Annotated in this window: 14 protein-coding genes and 1 tRNA gene; 7 read left to right on the forward strand and 8 right to left on the reverse strand. The window is 47.1% G+C overall.

From position 1 onward, the window contains the following. Nucleotides 1–246: 246 nt before the first annotated feature. The 3 genes from AM1_RS04485 to psbZ form a co-directional block, all read right to left on the reverse strand. A tRNA-Gly gene (locus AM1_RS04485) sits at nucleotides 247–318 on the reverse strand. 54 nt (nucleotides 319–372) lie between these two features. Then, on the reverse strand, nucleotides 373–966 hold the full coding sequence (gene ribH, locus AM1_RS04490) for a 6,7-dimethyl-8-ribityllumazine synthase (RefSeq protein ID WP_012161609.1): 594 nt from the start codon (nucleotides 964–966) through the stop codon (nucleotides 373–375). Between the two features lie 123 nt (nucleotides 967–1,089). Beyond that, the gene (psbZ, locus tag AM1_RS04495) at nucleotides 1,090–1,278 is read right to left on the reverse strand and encodes a photosystem II reaction center protein PsbZ (RefSeq protein ID WP_010481323.1); all 189 of its coding nucleotides are present in this window, start codon (nucleotides 1,276–1,278) and stop codon (nucleotides 1,090–1,092) included. Between the two features lie 154 nt (nucleotides 1,279–1,432). Between psbZ and AM1_RS04500 the strand changes: the two genes are divergently transcribed. The 5 genes from AM1_RS04500 (at nucleotide 1,433) to AM1_RS39650 (ending at nucleotide 10,853) form a co-directional block, all read left to right on the forward strand. Then, nucleotides 1,433–4,141 carry a CBS domain-containing protein gene (locus AM1_RS04500; RefSeq protein ID WP_012161611.1) on the forward strand — a complete coding sequence of 903 codons (2,709 nt, stop codon included), beginning with the start codon at nucleotides 1,433–1,435 and terminating at the stop codon, nucleotides 4,139–4,141. 69 nt (nucleotides 4,142–4,210) lie between these two features. Next, nucleotides 4,211–5,380 carry an amino acid ABC transporter permease gene (locus tag AM1_RS04505; protein WP_012161612.1) on the forward strand — a complete coding sequence of 390 codons (1,170 nt, stop codon included), beginning with the start codon at nucleotides 4,211–4,213 and terminating at the stop codon, nucleotides 5,378–5,380. A 13-nt stretch (nucleotides 5,381–5,393) separates the two neighbouring features. After that, on the forward strand, nucleotides 5,394–6,587 hold the full coding sequence (locus tag AM1_RS04510) for an amino acid ABC transporter permease (protein ID WP_012161613.1): 1,194 nt from the start codon (nucleotides 5,394–5,396) through the stop codon (nucleotides 6,585–6,587). Nucleotides 6,588–6,621: 34 nt separating this feature from the next. Continuing rightward, complete coding sequence (locus AM1_RS04515; protein ID WP_012161614.1) at nucleotides 6,622–7,362, forward strand: amino acid ABC transporter ATP-binding protein; 741 nt, start codon at nucleotides 6,622–6,624, stop codon at nucleotides 7,360–7,362. 479 nt (nucleotides 7,363–7,841) lie between these two features. Beyond that, nucleotides 7,842–10,853, forward strand: coding sequence for a DUF11 domain-containing protein (locus tag AM1_RS39650; protein WP_012161615.1), 3,012 nt, complete (start codon nucleotides 7,842–7,844; stop codon nucleotides 10,851–10,853). Nucleotides 10,854–11,090: 237 nt separating this feature from the next. Here AM1_RS39650 and chlG read toward each other — a convergent pair whose 3' ends face one another. From chlG to AM1_RS04545, 5 genes are all read right to left on the reverse strand, one after another. Continuing rightward, nucleotides 11,091–12,143: a chlorophyll synthase ChlG gene (gene chlG, locus AM1_RS04525; RefSeq protein WP_012161617.1), complete on the reverse strand. Its 1,053-nt coding sequence runs from the start codon at nucleotides 12,141–12,143 to the stop codon at nucleotides 11,091–11,093. A gap of 91 nt (nucleotides 12,144–12,234) precedes the next feature. Continuing rightward, the gene (locus AM1_RS04530; RefSeq protein WP_012161618.1) at nucleotides 12,235–12,705 is read right to left on the reverse strand and encodes a hypothetical protein; all 471 of its coding nucleotides are present in this window, start codon (nucleotides 12,703–12,705) and stop codon (nucleotides 12,235–12,237) included. 205 nt (nucleotides 12,706–12,910) lie between these two features. Further along, a complete protein-coding gene (locus AM1_RS04535) occupies nucleotides 12,911–13,696 on the reverse strand; it encodes a class I SAM-dependent methyltransferase (RefSeq protein ID WP_012161620.1) in 786 nt (261 codons plus the stop codon). Between the two features lie 157 nt (nucleotides 13,697–13,853). Next, entirely contained in the window at nucleotides 13,854–14,867 is a 1,014-nt protein-coding gene (locus AM1_RS04540) for a glycosyltransferase family 2 protein (protein ID WP_012161621.1), read from the reverse strand. A gap of 38 nt (nucleotides 14,868–14,905) precedes the next feature. Further along, nucleotides 14,906–16,024, reverse strand: coding sequence for a glycosyltransferase (locus AM1_RS04545; RefSeq protein ID WP_148215672.1), 1,119 nt, complete (start codon nucleotides 16,022–16,024; stop codon nucleotides 14,906–14,908). A gap of 173 nt (nucleotides 16,025–16,197) precedes the next feature. On the opposite strand from AM1_RS04545, the gene AM1_RS04550 reads away from it, so the two are divergent. Further along, on the forward strand, nucleotides 16,198–17,472 hold the full coding sequence (locus AM1_RS04550; RefSeq protein WP_012161623.1) for a glycosyltransferase: 1,275 nt from the start codon (nucleotides 16,198–16,200) through the stop codon (nucleotides 17,470–17,472). Between the two features lie 36 nt (nucleotides 17,473–17,508). After that, a complete protein-coding gene (locus tag AM1_RS04555; RefSeq protein ID WP_012161624.1) occupies nucleotides 17,509–19,443 on the forward strand; it encodes an ArnT family glycosyltransferase in 1,935 nt (644 codons plus the stop codon). The last annotated feature ends 33 nt before the right edge of the window (nucleotides 19,444–19,476 follow it).

Below are 19,476 nucleotides of genomic sequence, written 5' to 3' on the forward strand. Positions count from 1 at the left end.
ATGGATAAGGACTACTTACGTCTATTTTGTTGACTTTCGTGGAAGGCACGAATTAACAAATCCCTTCAGATGATCTAGCCCAAAGTATGGAGACACCGATGATCCTGGATCATTGCTCTAGCTTTGGGGAGAGTAGCGAAATCCATGTTTCCACACTTTGGCCATGAAAGCCGAAAATGGGAAAATAGTTGACGAAGATTTCCCCATTTTACCTGAAGTCTATGGGAGGGGAATGAACTTAAAGAAAGCGGGTAACGCGATTCGAACGCGCGACATTCACCTTGGCAAGGTGACGCTCTACCACTGAGCTATACCCGCAAATAAATCTTCTGCCTATCTAGCTTCTCAAATGTAGCCGAGTCTGTCAATAAATTAGGAATTATTGGATTCCGACTTTAAAGCGTTAGGAATTTGGGCGCTACTTACACTTGGAGGCAATACGGCAGCTTCACCTAGATTTTGATTGCTCGCATCCGCTACAGCAAGCTGTGGACGGAGCTGGTGCATTAGGCTAGCCATTTCCAAGGCATTCATGGCAAAGTCCCAGCCTTTGTTGCTTTTTATGCCTGCCCGCTCCAGGGCTTGTTGCATACTATCAACAGTCAAAATGCCAAAGATAAGTGGAACACCCGTTTGCAAACTAGTAGCCGCTATTCCTTTCGAAACTTCACCGGCAACATAGTCAAAATGAGGGGTTTGACCGCGGATAACTGCACCCAGGCAAATGATGGCATCGTAACCATGAGATAAAGCTAGCTGTCGAGCCACTAGGGGGATCTCAAAACCTCCTGGTACCCAGATATAGTCAACCTGACTTCCGGTCTCATGGGTATCAACGCCATGACGCTGTAGACAGTCTTGGCAACCTGCTAGCAGCTTGCTGGTCACTAGATCATTGAAACGCCCAATAACAATAGCAAACCGGAAGGATGCCGAATGCGTAAATTTGCCTTCAAAGACAGCCATTCCAGTTTGCCTTTACCTTTATCAATTTAGAGACACAGATAAGAATATACGAGCGATTCCTAAAACACTTGAGCTTGATGCACGAAACATAGAATACTCAAGGTTCACGGTTTGGGAAGGAATCTAGATAACAACAATAGAGGCTAATGCAGCTACGAATAGTAAAACAACCCATGCAGCAGCGCCACCCCAAATGAGTTTATTGGCGTCGTCCGATGCATCACCTGTAGAGAAAACTACAGGCACGCCAATTATCATTGCAAAAGATAAGGCAACGAAAGCAGCAATTAAAAGTTGAAACAATACTGACATGATTCTCTCCCAATCCAGTCCTGAAAGAAGTTTAAATATAAGCAAATTAACTAGGCATTTGAGAGTGCCTACGCCAGATAATCATACCCTAAAAGAGGAGATTTACTTGACTGAAGTCGATGGAGCCGTAGGCGTTGGGATGTAAATAGGCTGGATGGATATCGTTTTATGTCATCGCACAGCAGACTTTGACACCTTAGGAGCCGCTGTCGGTATCACTCATTTATATCCGGGAACTCGAATTGTCCTGTGTGGGGGAGCCCATCCAACGGTTCGGGAGTTTCTAGGGCTCTACAGGGATCAATTTCCTCTAATTGAGCATCGGGCGATTAATGCTGAACAGCTTCGCTCAATTACGATCGTCGATGCACAACGGCGCCAGCTTTTAGGACCCGCAGCAAATTGGCTTGATCTTCCTCAAGTCCAAGTCAAAATTTACGATCACCATCTATCCACAACCGGGAATATTGAAGCCGATCAGTTGATACTGGAAGCAGTGGGCGCAGCCACCACCCTAGTCGTGGAAGAGTTGCAGCGAAAACACCTGCAGATGCCTGTGACCGTGGCAACGGTGATGGCTTTGGGAATTCATGTGGATACCGGATCTCTCACTTACCCAAGTTCGACCGTGCGAGATGCGGCTGCTTTGACTTGGTTAATGACTCAAGGGGCCAATCAACGGGCGATTGCAGAGTACACCGAACCCGTTTTTTCCTCAGATTTACAGGATTTGCTGACCCAAGCCTTGGAATTAACACAAACCCAGTCTAGACATGGAAATTCTTTGTCCTGGGTGATGTTGAAGACAGAACGTTATGTGCCTGGTTTGGCCAGCCTGACCTCACAACTGATGCTTCTGCATGAGAGTGACAGTTTTTTGCTGGGGCATGTCTATAGCAAGGCTGAAACCCAGAAACTAAGTGTGATAGGTCGTTCTCGGGTTGAAGGAGTTGACCTGAATGGACTATTGCAGCCCCTAGGAGGTGGGGGACATGCCCGGGCAGCTGCAGTGACGTTAAAAACAGAAACGCCCCAAAGGGTAATGGAGGACTTAGTGGCAACGCTGCTGGAGCAGATGCCCTTACCGCCTATGGCGGCAGACTTAATGTCTTCCCCCGTCCGAACCATTCGCCCCACGACCACCATTGATCAAGCCCGGCGAATTTTGTTGCGCTATGGCCATTCTGGGCTGTCAGTGGTGAATGACCAAGATCAGTTGGTAGGGATTTTATCTCGGCGTGATCTCGATATTGCCCTCCATCATGGCTTTGGACATGCTCCAGTTAAAGGTTATATGACGGCCCCAGTTCGCACGATTAGTTTGGGGACCTCTCTGCCTGAGATTGAATTGATGATGGTGACCTACGATATTGGCCGGTTGCCAGTGGTGGAACAGGGGCAATTGGTGGGGATCGTAACCCGTACGGATATCCTGCGCCAGCTACATCAACTGAAGCATCCAGTACTCCCGACCCATCAACAAGTAGTGCGCACATCCATTCAGGAACAACTGCGATCGCAACTGTCTCCCACATTGCAAACCCTGTTATCGACGGCGGCAGATGCGGCAGCAGCTCAAGGCTGGCAGCTGTATTTAGTGGGGGGAGCGGTACGGGATTTGCTGCTCTCAGGCCCAAACCAGCCCTTTAGGGTGAAAGAGTTTGATCTCGTTGTGGATGGCGTTGAAACCACTGCAAAAGCGGCAGGGGTTTCTCTCGCCCAAACCTTACAGTCAGACTATCCTGAGACCCAATTGCAGGTTTATGGCCAGTTCCAAACCGCGGCTCTGATTTGGCCCTCTGGATCCGAGTTAGCTGGATTTTCGGTGGATATTGCGACAGCGCGCAGTGAGTTTTACCCTTATCCTGCCGCCAATCCAGAGGTAGAAGCAAGCTCCATTCGTCAAGACCTCTATCGGCGAGACTTTACCATCAATGCTTTGGCCGTTCGATTAACACGTCAGGGGTTTCAATCCCATCCCAGTGGCGAGTTACTAGATTTCTTCGGAGGCGTAGTGGATCTGCAGGATCGCCAAATCCGAGTTCTGCATCCCAACAGCTTTATTGAAGATCCGACTCGAATTTTTCGAGCCGTACGGTTTGCAACTCGACTGGAGTTTGAGATTGGAGAACAGACCGAGGCCTATATTCGCCATGCGATCGCAAGTGGTATCTATACACAAGTCCAGGCAGAAAAGGATAAAGCGCCAGCCTTGCAATCCCGCCTCAAAAACGAACTTAAGTACATTTTCAAAACATCTCATTGGGCAAGAGCGCTCAATTTACTGGCTGACTTAGAGGCATTGCAGTGTATCCATCCTCAGCTCCAAATCAATCAACACTGGTGGCAACGGGTGCGACTGGCCATCTGTTGGTACAACACATTTGAACCCGCTCGCTTAGAGGTGCCTGTTTGGTTGTTGATTTTAGAAGTATTGCTGACTGCTTTACCCCCTACAGAGCGCTGTGTAGTGGCCGCTAACTTACATTTATCAGACTCCACTCAACAGAGACTTCAAAATCTGGATGGGGTATTGCAAGAACTTGAAAAGCAACCGGAGCAAGCCTCCCCTAGCCAACTCACAGATTTTTTAAAGTCCCACAACATTTCCGGATTGATTTTAGTCGGCATCTATAGCAATGTCAGGATTCGCAAGTGGGTGTGGCAGTACCTATCGGATTGGTCGAGCCGCAAACCATTACTGACAGGTAAAGACTTGATTCAGTTAGGGTATCGACCGGGGCGAGAATTTAAATCGATGTTGGCAGCCCTTGGGGCTGCTACCTTAGACGGTGAACTCAAGGACCGAGATCAAGCACAAGCCTGGGTAAAAGCACGTTTTCCCATCCCTCCTAAAACGTAGGGTGAAAATTATGCCTGCTATCCTCCCTTGTGTCTGGTAGAGTCATCATACGAATTGCTGGAAACCTTCATGCCCAAGCTGCACCTGGGACCCAAATGGCGACAACCCCGAATTCGGAACGGGTTGATCCAAGGATTAGTTCTTCTCCTGATTGGGTTGGCTGTTGTTTACTTTGGTGCCAATCTAGTTCAAAACTTACAGCGCCTGCGTCTTCCTTTTGGATTTGATTTTTTATTCGCCAAGTCTGGTCCCAGTATCGGTGAAACCCTGATCGAGTATTCACCCACCGATAATATTGCCCGGGCCTTTGGGGTAGCCCTGCTCAATACCTTGCGGGTGGTGGTTCTGGGAATTGTCTTGGCAACCGTTGTTGGTATTGGCGTTGGGATGGCTCGCCTATCGGATAACTGGCTGGTGCGTAAACTGGCAACATTCTATGTCGAGACCTTGCGGAATTTTCCGTTGCTATTACAGCTGCTGTTCTGGTATCTGGCGGTTTTTCTGAAGTTACCGACCTTCGAGAATCGCATCCAGCTCCCAGGGCCGATTATTCTCAGCAAAAATGGGGTGGCGTTCCCGTGGCTAAAAGGGAATCCCGCTACCCTGCCATGGATATTGGCTTTAGCCATCGGCAGTGTGTGTGCTTGTTTACTGTGGCGTTACCTTATTCGGCTGCAAATTGAGCAAGGCCGCATTACCTTTGCCGGGTTATGGTCATTGCTATTGCTGGTTGGCATAGGGGGAGGAGCCGCACTGATCACCCAGCGTCTTCCGTTTGATGTAAGCCTCCCCCACGTAGACCAACGGGTGGTGACCGGTGGCCTACAGTTAACGTCCGAATTTTCCGCGTTACTCCTGGGCCTCACCTTATATACGGCAGCCTTTATTGCCGAAATTGTCCGAGCGGGAATTCGCTCTGTTTCCATCGGCCAGTCGGAAGCAGCCCGCGCTTTGGGGCTAAAGCCAACACTCGTCATGCGATTTGTAGTCTTCCCTCAAGCCTTAAGGGTGATTGTGCCGCCACTCACCAGTCAATATTTGAACTTGGCAAAAAATTCTAGCCTGGCCGTCGCAGTCGGTTACCCCGATATCTACTATGTAGCCTCTGCCTCCTTAGAAGATACTGGACGCTCAGTTGAAATCGTCCTGCTATTAATGGCGATCTATTTGACGATGAGTTTACTCATTTCAATTCTGATGAATCTCTACAACCGCAGTATTCAATTGGTTGAGCGATAGGGAAATAAGTCTAATGCCGCCGAAATCTCCGACTCCCCTTTCAACATCCTCCCTATTGATCTGGCTGCGCCGCAACCTCTTCAGCACCTGGTACAACGGTTTGCTGACAGTGATTAGCCTCTGGATTATTTATCTAGGGGGACGAGGTCTATTTCGATGGATGTTTAGTCAGGCCCAATGGACGGTTTTGCAAGCGAACTTGCGCTTGTTCTTTGTAGGCCGTTTTCCCATCGACCAAATTTGGCGAGTATGGCTAATTTTAGTGCTGGTTTCTGCCGTCACGAGTTTGACCATTGGAGTCGTTCAATGGAACCGTATTTTACCCATCAGTATGGGCCTTTTGACGGCAATTAGTTTAGGCATTGTCCCTCTAGTTGGCGGGCAAGGTCCAGAACTTGTGTGGGTTGCAGCGATAGGAAGTGTTGCAGTACTCAATCTGCTAGGGGGACCGTGGTTAAAAACTCACCTGTCTCCTCGCTTGCTCAGCAGAGGTTTGCCCGCTGTCTGGTTCCTGACCGCATTTATCATCTTGTGGCTATTAATGGGAGGGTTGGGAATCAGCACCATCGGTACTAATGTTTGGCAAGGGTTCTTATTGACGGTGGTAGCGGCGGTCGTGAGTATTGCCCTGTCCTTTCCCCTGGGGGTGTTGTTGGCCTTAGGACGGCGCAGTCCCTTGCCCGTCATTCGGACCCTGAGCGTTCTCTACATTGAGGTCATTCGAGGGTTGCCCTTGATTGGTGTTCTTTTTGTCGCTGGGGTGATGTTGCCATTGATATTGCCGAGCCAAGTGCAGCTAGATGCCGTCTTTCGGGCAATTTGTGGCCTCACACTCTTTAGCGCGGCTTATCTGGCCGAAAATGTGCGTGGAGGATTACAGTCTATCCCCCAAGGTCAATTTGAAGCTGCAAAGGCATTGGGGCTAAATCCCATGTTGGTTTTAGGATTAGTGGTGTTACCTCAAGCCCTGCGATCGGTGATTCCCGCGATAGTAGGTCAGTTTATCGGATTGTTCAAAGACACTTCACTACTATCAATTATTGGTCTCGTGGAACTGACGGGGGTTTCTCGATCTGTTCTATCCCAACCCCGATTTATTGGTCGGCATGGAGAAGTGTATTTGTTTATTGGTTTGCTGTACTGGTTATTCTGTTATCTGATGTCTTTGGGGAGTCGGCGTTTAGAACATCAACTCGGTGTGAAGTGAAGCTTGCTGTGTCCCAACCTGTAAATGAACTGTAATGACTGAAACGAACCCAATTATTGTGGCCACAGATGTTCACAAGTGGTACGACTCCTTCCACGTCCTGCAGGGCGTGAATCTAACAGTGGAACGCCAAGAAGTCGTCGTACTAATGGGGCCGTCAGGGTCAGGCAAATCTACATTTATCCGTACCCTTAATGCCTTAGAAGATTATCAACAGGGGCAGATTGTGATTGATGGCATGGCCCTATCCCAGGATCTTGGCAATATTGAATCGATTCGCCGAGAAGTGGGGATGGTGTTTCAGCAATTTAATTTATTTCCCCATTTAACAGTGTTGCAAAATATCACCTTGGCACCCATCTGGGTAAGGCGTTGGCCCCGCGCCAAGGCAGAAGAAGTAGCGATGCAGCTCCTCGAACAAGTTGATATTTTGGAGCAAGCCCAGAAATATCCGGGACAATTGTCGGGCGGACAGCAGCAACGGGTTGCGATCGCAAGGGCACTCGCCATGCAGCCCAAGATTATGTTGTTTGATGAACCCACCTCTGCTCTTGATCCTGAGATGGTGAAAGAAGTGCTAGTGGTCATGCGTTCGTTAGCTAAATCGGGCATGACTATGGTCGTTGTTACCCATGAAGTCGGGTTCGCCAGAGAAGTAGCAAACCGTATTCTGCTGATGGACCAAGGCACAGTTGTAGAAGAGGCTGCTCCAGAGCAATTTTTTCAAAATCCTCAAGAGGAGCGAACCAAACTTTTCTTATCACAAATTTTGTAGCCTAATTTGTCTTGGGATTGAAAGCTTCTCATCCAATTGGTGCATATGTAGGGTTTGCCTGTTTAGTTGGTTATTCTTCCCTAGAATCATGATGATTGGGTCCTAAAATATTTCGCAATATTTCAATATTTTGCGAGAGATGTCGGAGTTCTAGTGTGATATATTATCTAAAATATTTACAGGAATAAAATTTAAGTTAGGTAGGTACAATCAGCACTTTATCAAAGCAAGGAGTATTTAGCTGAACTTAACTGGGTCAGAAGGAAGAAGTTATCGCCCTAGTCTTTCTTTATTTCAACCTTTTAGTTTTCTTCAGTTACGATCAATTGCTCAATATGTATGGTGCATTCCAACCTTGAAATCTATGATTGCCTTTAAAGTTTTCTAATTTCTCCATCCTATTCCTAGTGCAAATGAGACTAAGCCGTTCGAATCCAGTGGTAGCAACAACTAGCAAATAATGTATTGGGGGAGCAAGTATGTTCCGTTGGTTAAAATTTCTGGCTTTACAAGTTCCGCTAAGCACTTTTCTTCTGACATTGTTTGCATTTGGAGATCTAGCAATTGCCCAAGGTAAAAAAGGACCACCATTTGTTTGCGACGGCAAATTTTTCATTGCCCAAGGGAAAACCGGTAAAGATCCGACACAACTCTTTATTGTTGATACCAGTACTACGCCTTATCAGTTAGTACCAGTTGGAGGTACCAGTCCCGGGATTAAATACAATGCCATCGGTTTCAATGTTCAGGATGGTTTTATTTACGGCATACACCCTGGCACTGGCGAAGTCTATCGTATTGACGCCAATGGTGTAGCTACTTCAATGGGCATTCCCCCAGGATTACCCAGTAGTAGCTATTCAGGGGATGTTGCTCCTGATGGAACCTACTATATCCAGAGGGGTAACAAGCTCCATTTAATTGATGTTTCAGGTGCAAATGCCCAATATCTGAAAACCATTAAACTTTCGGTTAATCCAGGCGTGGCCGATATTGCCTTTAACCCAGTTGATGGCAAATTGTATGGCGTAAATGCCGGTAAAGATCAAGTTGCAGTTATTGATCCAACCACAGGAAGCGTTACGTTCCAGCCTCAGAAAACCCCTATCAGCAAAGCAGTGGGTGGAACTTATTTTGATGCCTTTGGCAATTTATTTGGTTATCACAACCAGGGAGAATTCTATCGGTTCGATGTTCAGTCTGGTACTGGAGCTTCAACCTTTCTTAGTAGTGCACCTAAAGTTAGTGCAAATGATGGGGCGTCTTGTACAGGGTCTCCAAAAATAGAAAAAATGGTATCACCTGAGGCTGTTAAGCCAGGTGGAATCGTTACCTACACATACAATGTTGTGAATCCTAACGGGTTCCCGTTGACGGTAGATTTTTTAGATAGTATGCCTGCCACTGATGGACGGGTTTATCAGCCCCTATCAGTAAATAATCCGTTTGGAGGCACAGTTGATTTTTCAGATGACAACAAAACCTTTAATATTCAAGGCTTAACCATTCCAGCTAATAAATCTGGGCAAATTACAGTTGATGTACAAATTCCTGAAGATGCGGAATTTGCAGTTGTTTTTAACCAAGCCTCCTTATCGGGAGATCAAATTCCACCAGGTCCAGATGGTTCAAAAACCTTACTCTCGGATTATCCAGATAGTGGGGAATTTTATGACCCTACTCCCCTCAAAATTACCGAGTATGACTTAGGCATTTCCAAAACGGAATCAGCCGATCCAGTCAGTGTAGGGGAGAATTTAACCTATAACTTGACCGTCACTAACTTTGGCCCTGATACGGCTGAAGGAGTCACGGTTACTGAAAATCTGCCTGCTGGAGTCAATGTAGTTACACTACCTAGCAACTGTTCAGACTCGAGTGGAACGATCACCTGTAATCTTGGTGATCTCGTCAAAGATCAAGTTGTCAACATAGAAATAGTAGTCTCTCCAACCCAAGAAGGAGAAATCGTCAACTCAGCCTCTGTAGAGAGCCCCCTAAGCGACTTGGTTGAAATTGATAAAAGTAATAATGACACAAAGATCGATACCACAGTCAGCAACGAAGCCAATCTTACGGTTGAGAAAAAAGATGCCACTGATCCGGTTGCCGTAGGAGACACGATTACCTACAAAATTGCAGTTACGAATAACGGTCCAGATCCCGCAACTGGGGTAGTGTTGACTGATGTTTTACCTGCAGGTGTGACATTTGTCTCAGTTGAAGATAGCAGCGGTCTGTTGAGTTGTGCTGAAACAAGTGGAACCATCACGTGCAAGCCCATTGATTTGGCAAATGGCGAGAGTGCAGTAATAGAAGTCACGGTCAAAGCTGATTCTTCTGGCACATTGACAAATTCCGCTAGTGCCAAAGGGAATGAAGATGATCCAGATCCTGATGACAATGAAGCTTCTGAAAATACAGTTGTAGAACCCAAACCCAAACCGACTCCCGAGCCAGATCCAACTCCTGATCCTGACCCTGACCCAACCCCGGATCCAGATCCTGATCCAACCCCCAATCCAGACCCAGATCCTGATCCGACAACTGATCCAGATCCAACGCCAGATCCTGATCCAGATCCAACGCCAGACCCAACCCCGGATCCAGATCCTGATCCAACTCCCGATCCAGCCCCAGATCCAACTCCCGATCCTGATCCAACCCCAGATCCAGATCCAGATCCAACTCCAGATCCAACGCCTAACCCAACCCCGGATCCAGATTCGACACCAGAGCCTGACCCTGACCCAGATCCAACTCCCGATCCTGATCCAACGCCAGATCCAGAACCTATTCCAACCCCAGATCCAGATCCAACCCCGGATCCAGATCCTGATCCGACTCCCGATCCAGACCCAACTCCTGAGCCAGACCCAGATCCAGATCCGACACCAGATTCTGATCCAACGCCAGATCCTGATCCAGACCCAACTCCCGAGCCTGCTCCAGACCCAACTCCAGATCCTGCTCCTGCTCCAATATCAGATCCTGGTTCTGATCCAACGCCAGAGCCTGGTCCCTCTCCCGGACCTATTCCAATACCAGTTCCAGGACCAGCCTCAACACCGGATATTGGCCCTGATGGACCAGACCCCATTCCTAGTCCAACCCCAACACCCGAGCCTGCTCCCTCGTCTAGTCCAGCTCCAGGTGCAACACCTCCTGACAGTTCTAGTCCAAATTCAATTCCGTTCCCTGTGCCGTTCCCAGGATCGGGACCCTCACCTGGACCAGGATCTGTACCAGGAGGAACACCTGCTCCGGGGTCAATCCCAGCACCTACAACAGGTACCCCTTCTACAGTGCCTTCAGGTATAGAAACACCTACTCCAGGAGCTGAAATACCTGTGTCAGAACCAGGAGGACAACTGCCTACTCCTGCGGATTCCCTACCTGACCCTGCAGAACGACCTGCTCCTCAGCAGGACACAGCAGCACCATCACGGGATGATCCTCCGTCTCCCCCGCCTGTTAAAGCGCTTTGGTAAGATCCATTCACACAATAAGCTCTGGTAGACAAATACCAGAGCTTATTAGTTACAAGATTGGATATTGGGAGGGACCTTTAGCTACGACTTGTTCAAAAGCTTGGTATGGAAAATTGGGGCTGGTTGCAAACCCAATATATTGAATAATCGTTGAGAGTTTGAACCGTGCTACTCGTGACAGAATGAGCAGGCCATTTTCCTTGAGTTGCTTCCTTCTTCACAATCGCTAGCACTTTGTTACAAGCCTGCATGACCAATTGCTAAACCCGCTACAAGTGTCCCCAGAACGAGGAAAGGTTGGGCACTCGCTTGGTATTTCACGTCGTTTTTGACTGGATCGCGCAGAAAGTACATATCTTGGAAGGTAATTTGAGGAATGACCAGCAGAAACAGAATGACGGCATATAGGTTCTCGTGAATGCTGATTAGGAATAGTGCCATGCCAATCTGGAAAACATCGATCATCAACACACAAATCCAGGCAGCCTTTTCAATCCCAAATACAACTGGGAGGGACTTGAGACCTAATTCGCGATCGCCTTCGACGGCTTTGAAGTCGTTAATAATGGCAATGCCTAATCCTGACAGACTGTAGGCCAGCGTCAACACCATGACCTTGGGAGTAAGGGTGCCAAATAAGGCTTGGCCTGCCCACCAAGGCAGGGCAATGTAGCTGGCTCCTAAAGCAAAATTGCCTGTCCAGCCATTTTGTTTGAGCTTGATAGGGGGAGCCGAGTAAATAAATGAAATAAAGGATCCGAAAATAGCAAGTACGGTTAAGGTGGGAAACTCATGGCCCGCCCAGCGATCAAGCCCGTAAGCAACCCCAATTCCAGCTCCAAGTAGAACAAAAATTTGGGTTACAACTTGGGGAATGGAGATAGCGCCAGAGGGAATAGGACGGTAGGGCTCGTTAATGGCATCAATTTCGCGATCGTAGAAGTCATTGATGGTTTGGGTATATCCCGTCAACAAAGGCCCCGACATCACCATGCAAACGGCGGACATCAAAACATGTTCTAGAGTCCAGGTGAAATGACCTGATGCTGCGGCTCCACAAATCACCCCCCAGACAAGAGGGACCCAGGTAATGGGTTTCATTAGCTGCACGCGAATTTTCCAAATATTGGTATCGCCTGTATCAGCCCCTTTCATACCCAGTAATTGGCGAGCTGCACTACCTTGTTCAGTCGCTTCAGATGCTTCTACGGCTGATGGTTCTGAAGGGGTTGCTGTGGCCTCGGTATTGTCAGCAGAGGCAGGTACCTGGGATGGATCCGAATTAGCCATAGTAGTCGAGAGAAGATGGAGTACAAATTTGAGGTAAAGAAACACTGATCATGGTACCGCTTGATCGTGGATCTTCGCCTAAGTGGCCACTTTATAGGAGCTTGCGAATACGCCGAATATTGATGGCTCGACTGGAAATCGTGGCGGAGCGATCTGACAGAAGGACATAAACTCCCCCTGCAAACTGTCCAGCTAAGCCAGAACGAAAATAGCTTAAGTATTCTCCCTCTGGCTCGGGGTCTGCAGTGTTGTCGGTAATTTCATCCTCCAGCTCTTCTGGCTCAAATCCTATTTCTGCCAGCTTTTGGTTTAAGCGTGTTTGAAATCGGTTGCGATTTTCAAATGTGATGGCCATCGTTACATTGCGGTTGACAACGGTGCCAATTATTCCGGCCACCAAACCTGCCAGAGTGCTGTATTGACGTAGTTCAGGAGATGCAAAGGTAAAGGCAGCAGACCGAGACCCTACAAACATCACAATGATGACTGTCATGCTGAAGTAATACAGGAAAGTTAATCCGATACCGGGTCCAGTTAGCTGTGTATCCTCTTGTTGAGCCATAGGGGGCTATTACTGATAGATGTGTGGGGAACAGTTCTGCCTTCAATGGCTACAACTGTGGCTTTGAAGACGAGTATTGCTGAGGCAAGGACGATCTTGCAACACAATCCTATCCTTGAGATCTCCAATGCACAAGCAATTACAGTATTACGAGGACAGCGTTTAGATCCTCTATTAACAGAGAATGTGGGTAAATCTTAGTGGTTTACTTGATCTCACAGAAGTAATACAACCACATCTCTAAGATTGCTGGTAAGTCTTCATGACTGATCTCAATGCCTCTTTGCCATGAGTAGACTTTTATATTTTTAAATCCTGATTCAAGTTGATCAAGCTGTTCTTGGGGGCGAATATGATAGGTGCGCAAGCGAAAATTGTGGGGTTCGTCTCGGATCATGGCATGGGCCGAAGATTGGAGTTGTTTTAGGGAATAAGAGCGGTTAAAAAGTCTATATAATGCCCAAATGACGAGTTCTGTGTAGGTGTTGACGGGGTTGTAGCTGAGGTGCGATCGCCAATTAAATACCTGCTCCATCCCTTGAAGATTGTGGGTGGAAAAGCAGAAATAGCTGCCTGGTTTACCGACCCGCTGGATTTCTTGCAAGACCTGGATGCGATCGCAATGCTCAATATAGTCAATCCCATTGAAACTGAACAGAATAAAGTCAAAGGTGTTATCCGCAAAACAACTCATATCCCGTGCATCGCATACCGCAAAGGAGTCGGGATCTATAGAATTTGCAAAGCGCTTTTGACAAGCACTGATCATCCCGGCTGAGTAGTCGATACCCCGATAATTTGCAGCTAGCTTGGCAAAATGTTGGGTGGTTCGCCCTCCACCGACGCCCATATCCAGCATGCTCATGGTGGACAACTGATCTTTGAGTTGGCTCAGTATGGCTGATTCAGCAGGTTGTAGCTGCTGGAGTTGAGTATAGTGCTGGATGATTCCACGGGACTCATAGGTCTTGAGATTCTGAAAATTAATCATTATTTAGATTCAACCCAGTTTCAAACCAAGGCTGAAGTATTCTAGCTGACAGTGTCCAGCCGCCCCAGTTTGCCCCATCCCTCTCCAGGCTCTGCCAAGACTCTAATTGAAAGCGTTTATCCTTGCTTTGCTAGTCCAAGCCAAAACTCAACCGATATTACTGAAGACTATAGGAGAAAGTCACTTTTCTGCGTATTACTCCCAATCGTGATCGAAAGCGATTCTCCACTTGAATCGACGATGTATAAAAGACACTGCCACAGCAGGCTACAAAATAATTAATCCACAAATATAAGTTAAAAATATTCGCGAGGGCAGCTAAGTAAAGATATCTTTTGCCAATATTAATGGCATCCACTCTGTCAATTTCATGTCCATGACACATCAACCGCCTGCCAATTTCAAATAAATACAGAGATTTATGCTTGTTATCTAACGTGCTCGGCTGCCGATAAAATTCTTTGATCCCTTGGTGGTGTTTATCCAAAAAAACTAGATGCCCCTCAGTTACCATGGCATGGTTAGTTGAGCCCCTTGCATCTTCATCGTGATCACGATAAAGGGTTAACGGTTCAGGAATCACTTCAAACCGATAATTTTTAGAAATCTGTAACCACATATCCCAATCTCCACAACACCGAAGATTAGTGTCGAACTGCAGACCTGGCTCAATACATTCTTGCTTAATCATGACCGTTGACGGTGTGCCAATGAGATTCTTATAGATTAGATAATCCTTAACATCCCCATGAATGTTGGGTTTCCGCATCCGGACGACCTTTCCTTGATCGTTAATCACCTGTAGCCAGGAGTAAACAACACCCACTTCATCTGGGGCAGATCTAAACACCCCAAGCTGCTTCTCTAACTTATTAGGCAACCATTCATCATCAGAATCCAAAAAAGCAATGTACTGGCCTTGGGCTGCACCTAAGCCTGTATTTCGGGTACCACACTCACCAAGATTTTTTTCCTGCAAAATGTAGCGAAGTCGTGAATCGTCAATACCAGCAACTTTTTGCTGAGTGTCATCCGTTGACGCATCATCGACCACTATCAACTCAAAATCTTCGATAGTTTGATTCAATACGCTTTGAATAGCAGGTATCAGTAGGTTAGCTCGATTAAAAGTGGGGATGATAACGCTAACAAGAGGTTTAGAGTTTTTCATAATCACAGTTTACCCCCACACAAAACATATAAAAATCATCAAGCAGCCGTTTTGAGCGTGTTGATTAAATCCAGATATTGGTTGGTTGAAGCTTCTATGGAAAACTGATGTAACCATTCAGACACATCGCTTTGAGACTGCTGTCCAAGAACATCACCAATGGCTGCTGCCAAAGCTACATCATCACCCACAGGGGTCAATGCCCCATATTTCCCCCCTTGTAAAATTTCCCTAGGGCCACTGGGACAATCCGTCGAAACGACGGGCTTCCCTAAGGCCAAAGCCTCAATTAAAACCGTGGGTAGTCCTTCCCATGCGGATGACAAAGTGAATACCTGAGCACGAGCCATATAGGGGTAAGGATTATCCACATACCCCATTAAGTCAACATCGTCTTGGACACCCATTTCGGCTGTAAATTCTTTTAGTTTTTCTAAATCGGGTCCCCATCCCAAAATGACCAATCGACAGGAGAGTTGTTTGCGGACCCTAGCAAAGGCTCGGATTAATGTGGGGAAATCCTTCTGGGGTTCGAGTTTTCCTACCCCAATAATGACCGGTGGTTCTCCAGGTTGGAACCAGGGATGATCAATATCAGCATTGGCTTTGGAAAAAAGGTCAGGGGCAATGACTGGATTATAAATCGTTGTAATTTTATCTGGAGATATACTGCTGATTTCTGTTAGGGAGGCAGTTGCTCCTTGGGATACGGTGACGACACGATCTGCCCAGGGATATAACAAGCGAATGGCAAAAGGAATGATCCTTTTCTTGCGGTTCTTATTGTGCCTGAGGGAGTGGGTGAGCGTGTTGTGTTCTGTCGCGATGACAACAGTGTTTGTCTTGACGAGCCGTTTTGCTAGAATCGCCACTTCGTTCGCAAAGTGCATGCCAGAAATTAAAGCTTGGGGTTCTTTGTGCTTGAGGTACTGGGCTAGCTTTCTGATACTGGCAAAACTGCCAGCAGCCTTCAAATCAACCACCGTTATTTCAGACGGGATTTTTTTGAGATGGGGCCCCCAAGCTTGCCCTAGAACAAAGTCAACCTGATACCCACTTTTAACAAATCCATTGGCTAGATTGATGAGTACTCGCTCGGCTCCGCCGCCGCCGAAATAAGTTAGGAAGAACGAAATCGTTGTGGATGGATGGGACACTTGCAAGCTACTCCAGGCGATATACCTGTATCATTAAACACATCCGCAATTTGTAATGTGATCTTCCACACAGCAAGCGGATTTTGTGGTTCGTTTAAGCATTTGTATCCCCTTATAAAATTGACTGGGGACAGTTAATATTCAGTGATTACTTTAAATGCAATAACAAAACAATGCAGAGCAGCCAACAGGCGTTAGGCATACCCCATGAATCCGAGAAAACTACTCTACATTTGCTAGTTTTCGATCTATCCATTCGGGGGCACCATCCTAACTACATTCGCCATCTCATTCGGTATTGGCATACTCAAACGCACTTTCAGATTCTGTCGATTGTGGTGTCGCCTCACTTTTTGACCGAACATGCTGATGTTGTTGAATTCGCAGAACAACAATCCAACCCGAATATTCAGTTTATCGCCATTACCGATCAACAGGAATCTGCCCTTAAATCGCGAAAAAAAGCCATAGACCGTAACCTCCGCAACCTGCAAGAATGGCGATTGTTTTGTGACTATGCGGGTCAGCTTCAGGTGGACCATGGCCTAATCATGTATTTGGATACGTATTTCTTGTCGATCGCTTGGTGGCTGCAACCGCCCTGTGCTTTTTCAGGGATTTATTTTCGACCGACGCTACACTATCGTCAACTCGGTGTTCAGCCTGTATTGAACTGGCGGCAAAAATTGAATCAAGGGCGAGAGAATTTAACCTTAAACAAGGTTTTGCAGAATTCACAGTTGGCCACTTTACTCTGCTTAGACCCGCTAGCTGTGCCGGCTTTGCAGCAGCGACCGAGTCAGGCTAAAGTGATCCACTTGCCAGATCCGGTAGAGTTTGTACCACCACCTGCTGCAGCCTGTACTTTAAGGGATGATTTGGGGATTGAAGCGGAGAGAACCATATTTCTATTATTTGGAGCGATTGATGGTCGCAAAGGGATTCATCAAGTTCTAGATGCGATTCAACGGTTATCCCCCGACTGGGGGAAACGACTTTGTCTTGTGCTGGTTGGTGAGTCCAAAATTCAGAAAGAGTTAGAAACACGCATCACCCAAATTACGGCTTCCCAGCCGGTTCAAATTATTCGGAATTATCAGTTCGTTTCGGAAGAAGAAGTATGGGCTTATTTCCGAATGTCAGATGTCATTCTGGCGACCTATCAAAAGCATGTGGGGATGAGTGGTATTTTGTTGCTGGCTGCAGCGACACAGAAGCCCGTGCTCAGTACCGACTTTGGTTTGATGGGGGCCATGGTAAAACAGCATCAGTTAGGACTGTCGATAGATTCCACCCAGCCGGAACAAATTAGTGAAGGCATGATGAAATTAATAGGTGCATCCAGGAATGATTTCTACAATCCCGAGAAGATGCGATTATGGGCAAACCAAAACTCTGCTAAAAACTTTGCTCAGACTATTTTTGCCGGAATAACCAACAACGATTGACCGTTGATTTGTCCCATAGAGTAGATAAATAATTCGATGCCTGTCATTTTTTTGATCTCTGCCTTTATCCTGCTGTATCTCATATATCGTCGAGATCATGATTGGCGCACAGCTGTTCTATTGTCAGCGGTGTCTTGGGCGGTGATCGCCACGGTGATTGCCGAATTTTTGAGCTTATTCTCTGCCCTAGCCTTAGAAGGATTATTGATTGCCTGGATTGCGATCAACCTAGGGCTAGGCTTCTGGTTTGTTCGCCAGTCCCACAAGGCTAGTCTCCAATCTCAGCCAGAAGCCAGTAATCCATCCTTCACTCGCTTTCAGAAAATTCTTCTGATCGGTGTACTGGGTATCGTTTTGGGAACGGGACTCACGGCTCTTTTATCCCCTCCAAATAATTGGGACTCCATGACTTACCATCTAGGCCGAGTCATTCATTGGACGCAAGATCAAAGTGTCGGCCATTATCCAACCCATATTCCCAGGCAACTTTACTCAGGACCTGGTCCTGCGTTTGCAGTTGTTCAGCTGTTTATTTTGACAGGAGATTGGTTCCTCAATTTGGTGCAATGGTTGAGTATGGTGTTCAGTCTATTGGGAGTATCACTCATTACAGAACGGTTGGGGGGGAATTTGCGATCGCAACTCATTGCCGTTGTCATCAGTGCCACCATCCCCATGGGGATCTTGCAGTCCTCCAGCACCCAAACGGACTATGTGGTTTCTCTCTGGCTTGTATGCTTTGTCTATTTCTCCCTGGCTACGATTCAAAATCGGATTGGTTGGACCTATGTTCCAGCCTTGGGAGCAAGCTTGGGCTTAGCCATCCTGACGAAACCCACAGCCTATTTATATGGGTTCCCTTTCGCCCTATGGCTGTTGTTTGTCGGAGTCCGGTATCTGCGCTGGAAAGTGTGGCAGCCGTTAGGGGTGTCCTGCGGCATTATTGTGTTGATGAATTTAGGACAATATTCCCGCAATCTCAAAGTCTTTGATTCCTTGTTTGGGCCAACCGGGCAAGACAGCGGTTCTTATAGTTTGTCTGTGCTGATTTCCAATATTCTGCGAAATTTGGCCCTCCACCTCAGCACGCCAGTTCGCTCCATCAACCTGATCACCATTCGGATTGTGACGGCGCTTCATCAAGTCATCGGCTTAGACCCGAGCGATCCCAGTATTACCTCACCCCCAGGCCAAAAGTTTGATATGCACAGCCTGGTCAACCATGAAGACTTGGCGGGTAACCCCCAGCATTTGCTGTTAATTCTCCTTTGCATTGTTGTGTTTGTGCTGTTTAGAAAGCGTCTGAAGACCCGCGATCAGCGCCTCTGGAGCACCTATTTACTCTGCTGTTTGGTGGGCTTTTTGCTCTTTTGTTTTCTCGTGATTTGGTCCCCTTGGCGCAGTCGGCTTCACCTACCTGTGTTTATATTGCTATCTCCTTGGGTGGGCATGGCCCTGTCGGAACTCTTTAAGCAGCCCATTGCTAACGCCATTACTGCTGGTTTTCTCGCTATTTCCTTCTTTTGGGTCCTTTGCAATGAAACCCGCCCTCTGGTCATCAACACCAAATTTGTGGAAGAGCGCAGTATAGAAACCATCTTTAACCAATCCAGAACCGACCGTTACTTTAGCAGTCGGCCCAAACTCGCCAAACCCTTCATTGCCACCATCGACCATTTAGCGGGTCAGTCTTGTAACGAGATTGGTTTGATTATTACGGGAGATACGTGGGAATATCCCCTGTGGAAGCTGGGTCGAGAACAATCCAAGCGCCCCCTTCGGTTTGAACACCTGCAGGTGGAGAATCCTTCTTCAACCCTAGCTTCACAGCCCCCCCATCAGGATTTTCAAGCCTGTATGGTATTGACGGATAAACCGGGCTATCTGGAGCAAACAGAACTTCAGCTTGGTGATCAGCGTTACCGACAAACCTGGGAACAAGGAGACATAAAAATATATAGCAGGAGCTAGATTTAGCAAACTGCATGCCAGAATAAGCACAGA

The organism is Acaryochloris marina MBIC11017 (genome assembly GCF_000018105.1).
GTDB lineage: Bacteria > Cyanobacteriota > Cyanobacteriia > Thermosynechococcales > Thermosynechococcaceae > Acaryochloris > Acaryochloris marina.